Origin of the sequence: Clostridium sp. AM34-11AC (genome assembly GCF_003435375.1) — a bacterium.
GTDB lineage: Bacteria > Bacillota > Clostridia > Lachnospirales > Lachnospiraceae > Pilosibacter > Pilosibacter fragilis.
Genome location: NZ_QWGL01000062.1, coordinates 1 through 5,787 on the forward strand (window position 1 = coordinate 1; position 5,787 = coordinate 5,787).

11 protein-coding genes and 1 pseudogene are annotated in these 5,787 nt (G+C 41.1%); all 12 read left to right on the forward strand.

Annotated elements, in window-relative coordinates:
* Positions 1–158 precede the first annotated feature (158 nt).
* The 12 genes and pseudogenes from DW826_RS17210 to DW826_RS17280 all read left to right on the forward strand — a co-directional run bounded on the left by DW826_RS17210 (position 159) and on the right by DW826_RS17280 (position 5,776).
* Complete coding sequence (locus DW826_RS17210; protein ID WP_025544156.1) at positions 159–347, forward strand: hypothetical protein; 189 nt, start codon at positions 159–161, stop codon at positions 345–347.
* Entirely contained in the window at positions 344–685 is a 342-nt protein-coding gene (locus DW826_RS17215; RefSeq protein WP_003020305.1) for a DeoR family transcriptional regulator, read from the forward strand. The genes DW826_RS17210 and DW826_RS17215 overlap by 4 nt, the downstream gene beginning before the upstream one ends.
* On the forward strand, positions 678–974 hold the full coding sequence (locus tag DW826_RS17220) for a DUF3847 domain-containing protein (RefSeq protein ID WP_002594808.1): 297 nt from the start codon (positions 678–680) through the stop codon (positions 972–974). The genes DW826_RS17215 and DW826_RS17220 overlap by 8 nt, the downstream gene beginning before the upstream one ends.
* 353 nt (positions 975–1,327) lie before the next feature.
* Complete coding sequence (locus tag DW826_RS17230; RefSeq protein WP_055302366.1) at positions 1,328–1,540, forward strand: DUF6199 family natural product biosynthesis protein; 213 nt, start codon at positions 1,328–1,330, stop codon at positions 1,538–1,540.
* A gap of 255 nt (positions 1,541–1,795) precedes the next feature.
* A complete protein-coding gene (locus DW826_RS17240) occupies positions 1,796–2,050 on the forward strand; it encodes a CPCC family cysteine-rich protein (RefSeq protein WP_073929945.1) in 255 nt (84 codons plus the stop codon).
* 21 nt (positions 2,051–2,071) lie between these two features.
* Positions 2,072–2,476, forward strand: coding sequence for a hypothetical protein (locus tag DW826_RS17245; protein WP_002594806.1), 405 nt, complete (start codon positions 2,072–2,074; stop codon positions 2,474–2,476).
* Between the two features lie 184 nt (positions 2,477–2,660).
* Positions 2,661–3,374, forward strand: a pseudogene (mobQ, locus tag DW826_RS17250) (MobQ family relaxase); the annotation flags it as partial.
* A gap of 1 nt (position 3,375) precedes the next feature.
* Entirely contained in the window at positions 3,376–4,128 is a 753-nt protein-coding gene (locus tag DW826_RS17260; RefSeq protein ID WP_242994143.1) for a tyrosine-type recombinase/integrase, read from the forward strand.
* Positions 4,129–4,182: 54 nt separating this feature from the next.
* On the forward strand, positions 4,183–4,485 hold the full coding sequence (locus DW826_RS17265) for a type II toxin-antitoxin system RelB/DinJ family antitoxin (RefSeq protein WP_015553867.1): 303 nt from the start codon (positions 4,183–4,185) through the stop codon (positions 4,483–4,485).
* On the forward strand, positions 4,485–4,805 hold the full coding sequence (locus DW826_RS17270) for a type II toxin-antitoxin system RelE/ParE family toxin (protein ID WP_015553868.1): 321 nt from the start codon (positions 4,485–4,487) through the stop codon (positions 4,803–4,805). The genes DW826_RS17265 and DW826_RS17270 overlap by 1 nt, the downstream gene beginning before the upstream one ends.
* Before the next feature lie 49 nt (positions 4,806–4,854).
* The gene (locus DW826_RS17275) at positions 4,855–5,292 is read left to right on the forward strand and encodes an SUKH-3 domain-containing protein (protein ID WP_015553869.1); all 438 of its coding nucleotides are present in this window, start codon (positions 4,855–4,857) and stop codon (positions 5,290–5,292) included.
* Positions 5,293–5,401: 109 nt separating this feature from the next.
* Positions 5,402–5,776: an SMI1/KNR4 family protein gene (locus tag DW826_RS17280; protein WP_117553305.1), complete on the forward strand. Its 375-nt coding sequence runs from the start codon at positions 5,402–5,404 to the stop codon at positions 5,774–5,776.
* Positions 5,777–5,787: the final 11 nt, after the last annotated feature.

The window sequence follows — 5,787 nt, forward strand, 5'->3', positions numbered from 1 at the left end:
CTGGCGAACTGACACCGAAATGATACCGAAACACGACAATCTGATAGGGGGACAGTCTACCCTATCGCTGATACTTCGGGAGATTTTAAGCAGCCTATGGCTGTAATTTTGCCGAAAATCGCCCCGAAACCATACACTAAAACGGGAGGAAACACAATATGCCGAGAATGAGCAAAAAGAGGAAGCATGAGCTTTCCTTTTACCTCAATGACCGGGGGCGTGTCACTTACAACGAATTATGCCGGAAATGCCAGCATGGGTGCAAGCAGAGCTTCCGGGCGGTTGTGGTTGACTGCCCCCGTTATTTATCCAAACGAGCAAAGAAAAAGGAGGAACACACCGAATGAATTTTGAATTTATGACGATAGACACACCCTTGCCGCCCTGTATGCCATTTCCCAGAGCGTTGACAGGATTTCCAGTCAGCAGCACCGCAAAGGTCATGTACTGCCGGATGCTGGACGCTATGCTTTCCAAAGGTCAGGAGGACGAAAACGGAATCCTGTTTGTCTGCTTCCCTGTTACAGCCATTGCCGCAGTCCTGTCCCGCAGCCCCATGACAGTCAAGCGTTCTCTGAATGAACTGGAAACAGCCGGACTTATCATGCGGGTGCGTCAGGGCGTTGGAGAACCAAACAGGATTTATGTGCTGATACCAGGAAAGGAGGACGCTGCCCTTGCCTGATACCTCAAAGCTGGAAAAGCTAAACCGGGAGCTGGAGAAAAGCGAAAAGAAACTGCGGAAAGCAATCAATGATGAAAAGGCATTGCAGCACCAGTTAAAGCAGCTTACCCGAAAGGAACGGACGCACCGGCTCTGTACCCGTGGCGGTATGCTGGAAAGTTTTCTGCAAGAGCCGGAACGCCTGACAGATGATGATGTCATGCTGTTGTTGAAACTCATTTTTCACAGGCAGGACACGCAGGAACTATTGAAAAAACTGCTGGAACGGGAGAAGCCGGAAACCCCTTAGTTTACTAAGGGCGCAATTATACACCACCCAGAGGATGGTGCATTGCGTTCTCCGAAGGCTCCTCGCCGGAGGGCTGTGATTTTCCGCAGTCATGGTCTGCTCCAAATCATACAGGGGACGCTACGCCGTCTCCGCTCCGCTTCGGTCGGTGCAGGGCAAACGTCCACTGGACGTTTTGCACCCCTGCGCTGGCTACCGCCAGCTACCCTTTTGTGGACTTGCCATCTGGGGACACCTTGCGCTGCAAGCTGTTCCCATCTGACAAGTTTCATAAAATACGCTATCTTTTCGATAGGTAATAAAGTATAATGAAATCAATAACAAACTGGACTTGAATAACGGGAGGGACGCCTATGTTATGGTCTATTAGTGGTGGAGTTATAATTTTTGTTTTAGGTATGTTTATTTTTTTGAAGCCAGATTTAGTGTGGAAATTAACAGAAGCATGGAAATCTTATCGAGCAGATGAGCCATCTGAGTTATATCTGAAAACCACAAAAATTGGCGGTATTTTATTTGCTCTATTAGGAGTTGTCATGATAATACTTCCCTTTATTTTGAAATAATAACTTTCAGATTGCATGACGAGCGACAAATCAATTTTAGGAAGGGATATAGATGCCGGTTATCGAGATTATAACGATTGTATTTGCAGCGATTACAATTTATTTGTGTTATGACGAATATAAAAAAGGAAAAATGAGTTTGAGGAATTTCAAAATAGTTTCTATATGCGAAAGTCTTGCGATTTTAGGAATGATATTTTTGATAATTTGCTTATATTCAAATATGAAATTATAAGGGGGAGCTAAAAACACGAAATGATGAAATATCAATGTCCTTGTTGTGGATATTTTACCTACAATGTTCCGGCAAATGAAGATTGTGGGTATATCTGTCCCGTTTGTTTTTGGGAGAATGACCCGTTCATTGCTTCTGATAACGAACCAAGTGACTCTAATCATGGAATAACGCTAAAAGAAGCGAAATCCAATTTCTCAAAATTTGGTGCTTGTGAAAAAGAAATGTTATGTTATGTCCGACCACCAAGAGATGATGAAAAAGAAATTTCATAGTAGTGTGTAAAGGAGAATCAAATGAAGCATAAAAAGTTTTTGTTAATTGCACTGATATGTTTAATCGGTATAGGTATTAGCTTTCTTTTGTTTTCTGCTCATAGACCATTCAAAGATTTAGAGGCAGCAGATATTACTTCGGCAAGTGTTCGGTTATCGCCACCTGATACAACAATTCAGATAGTAGAAACAGAGGAATTAGTATCATATCTCAATGAGGTAGTTATTTACAATAAGGACAACTCATATACAGAATATGCCGGACAAGCAGTTATTTTCACTCTGTCTTTGGCAGATGGTTCTCAAGTGGAGATTATAGCATACAATCCATTTATTATAATTGACGGTATTGGTTATAAATGCAAATATGAACCTTGTGAAGCTCTTAATCATTATGCTAATGAGCTAATGACAAGAGAACCATAATTTTTAAGTGTACCATCTACCCATCGGGTCAACTTGTCCCGAACTTTTACAACTAAATATCCGCCGCCCTCACAGCGGCACACCGAGCAGGAAATCTGAAAAAAGGTCTCCTGCTTTTTTTCTGCCCAAAATGAGGTGGTAAAACGCCACACCATCCACCAACTACCGAAAGGAGGGACACGAAATGCCCTGTCCACACAACGAAATCACGATTGTTCAGCGCAGCCAGCGGCAGTCTGCGGTTGCCGCCGCTGCTTACCAGAGTGGCGAAAAGCTGTTCTGTGAATATGACCAGCAAGTGAAGCACTACCCGGAAAAGCGTGGCATCGTCCACAATGAAATCCTGCTCCCGGCAAATGCCCCGCCGGAGTATGCAGACCGCAATACCTTATGGAATGCCGCCGAAGCGGTGGAGAAGCAATGGAACTCCCAGCTTGCAAGGCGGTGGGTGCTTACCATCCCCAGAGAGATACCGCCCGAACAGTACGCTGTCCTTGTCCGGGAGTTTTGCCAGCAGCAGTTTGTTTCCAAAGGCATGATTGCTGATTTTGCAATCCATGACCCCCATCCGCCGGGACCCAATCCCCACGCCCATGTCCTGCTGACTATGAGAGCAATGGACGAACATGGAAAATGGCTTCCCAAGAGCCGCAAGGTTTATGACCTTGATGAAAGCGGAGAACGGATAAAACTTCCGTCCGGCAGGTGGAAAAGCCACAAGGAGGATACGGTTGACTGAAGGGCAATGGACGAACATGGGAAATGGCTTCCCAAGAGCCGTAAGGTTTATGACCTTGATGAAAACGGGGAACGGATAAAGCTGCCATCCGGCAGGTGGAAAAGCCACAAGGAGGATACGGTTGACTGGAACGACCAGAAGTATTGTGAAATCTGGCGGCATGAATGGGAGGTCATCCAGAAATATTCCGGTCATAAAGATAACGACCGAGATGCTACGAAAATATCTTGTAGAGTATCAAACGATAAATAATTGTGGAAAGGTAACTATTAATAATATTCGTAGAAGTCTTTCCACATTTTTTTCGTGGCTAGAGGAAGAGGATTATATTATAAAAAGCCCAATGAAAAGAATTCATAAGGTAAAGACTGCCGTTATTGTAAAAGATACCATTCCGGATGAGAAAATAGAAATTCTTAGAGATAATTGTAATAATCTGCGTGATAGGGCAATGATTGATTTTCTGCTTTCAACAGGAATTAGAGTAGGCGAATTGGTAAGGCTGAACATTGATGATATAGATTTCTCTGAGCGGGAATGCGTGGTTTATGGCAAAGGAGACAAAGAGAGGAAAGCATATTTTGATGCTAAGACCAAAATTCATTTGTTGAATTATATTGAATCAAGGACAGATAATAATATAGCGTTATTTGTGTCGTTAAACAAACCACACAGTAGACTTACTGAAAGCGGTGTGGAGTTACGATTACGAGAAATGGGGAAGAAGTTAGGTGTAGAAAAGGTACACCCACATAAGTTCAGAAGGACTATGGCCACCAGAGCAATTGAGAAAGGTATGCCGATTGAACAGGTACAGAAAATTCTGGGACATGAGCAAATAGATACAACGCTCAGATATGCAATGGTTAATCAAAACAATGTGAAGCTATCGCATCGAAAATATATTTCATAGATTGACTTGTAACGCAAAAGACGTTACAATAAAAGAAAGATGGAGGTGTATTCTATGGGAAAAACAGCAACATTAAATATAAGAGTAAATCCAGATGTAAAAGAAAATGCAGAAAGTGTATTGGCACAATTAGGGATACCAATGGCTACTGCTATAGATATGTATTTAAAACAAATATCATTAGTAGGAGGAATTCCCTTTTCTATTGTATTACCAAAAGCAGCTAATTCAGTGAATGCAGATATGATGTCTGTTACACAGATTCATCAAAAGTTAGAAAAAGGATATGCCGATATAGAGAAAGGAAATGTTGAGGATGCAGCTAGTGCGTTTGTGGCATTTAGAGAGAGGCATTAATGAAGCAATATAAGGTAGAGATTACAAAAGAAGCTTTGCAGGATATGGAAGATATATACAATTATATTGCTATAGATTTGCTTGCTCCGGATAATGCAATGGGGCAATATAATCGCATTGCTGATGAAATACTTACATTAGACACTTTCCCGGAACGATTTAGGATTATGGATTCTGAGCCGGAAAAGAGAATGGAGTTGCGTAGAATGCTCGTCGATAATTATTCAGTGTTTTACACAATCCGTGACGAAAGGGTAATTGTAACGGATGTGTTATACACGGCATCTGATATAGAAGCACGTTTGAGAGGCGAGCTATAAAAGCACGCGTTTATTTGAAGTTGCTTATTGTATTGGGAAGGAGAATTGTATGGAAACTACTACCTTACAACGGCTAAAGGCAGCTGGATGGAAATGTGGACGTAAAATTGATATTTCTGCTTTCAAAAAGAGATATAGAGAAATTGGATTGGAGATGCCAGCAAATGTAGAAGCTTTTCTTGAGGAATTTGGATTGCTCCATATTGAGAATTTGAAATGGTTTAGAGATGTCGATTTCAATCCGTTGGAAGCTATTGGAATAAATTTAGATGCGGAATATTTTGAAAATTTGTTAGATGAGTATGATATTAATACAACAACTTATCCGTTGGGAATGTGTTGCACAAATGAGCTGTTTTTAGTGATGACCATCACGAATGAATTTTATTGTTTTACAAATGGATGCTGCGAACTGTGTGGAATTGGCGTAGAAGATATGTTGGATTGTCTGATTGGCGAATGCAGAATATCTAAAACGATTGAATAATTTCGTTCTTATGTCAAATGCAATCTAAACAGAAACAAAGCGACAAGTTTCAGTAAGCCGGTGTGTTTAACGGAGAGACGAATTTGAATTTTACGGCGAGGTGAATGATATGGAAAAATGGGGAATGTTTGAATTTAATACGCCTTATGTTGGAGAAATTATCGAGAAAATAAATGATGTGGTATTACCAAACGATTACATAGAATTTATGAAAAAACACAATGGTGGCCAAGGCGATATTGGTGAAACATGGCTTATATTATATCGGTTAGAAGAATTACAAGAAATAAATGATGATTATGAAATTGAAGTATTTCTGCCGGATCACATTATTATTGGTTCAAATGGTGGTGGTGAACTTTATGGAATTGATAATAAGGGAAACTACTTTAATGTACCAGTGCTAATAGATGAAGATGATGTTGCTGTGCTTGGGACAGAGATAGAATTATTGCCAGATAAAATAAATGCACTTTGGGAATAGATTCTTTTGTT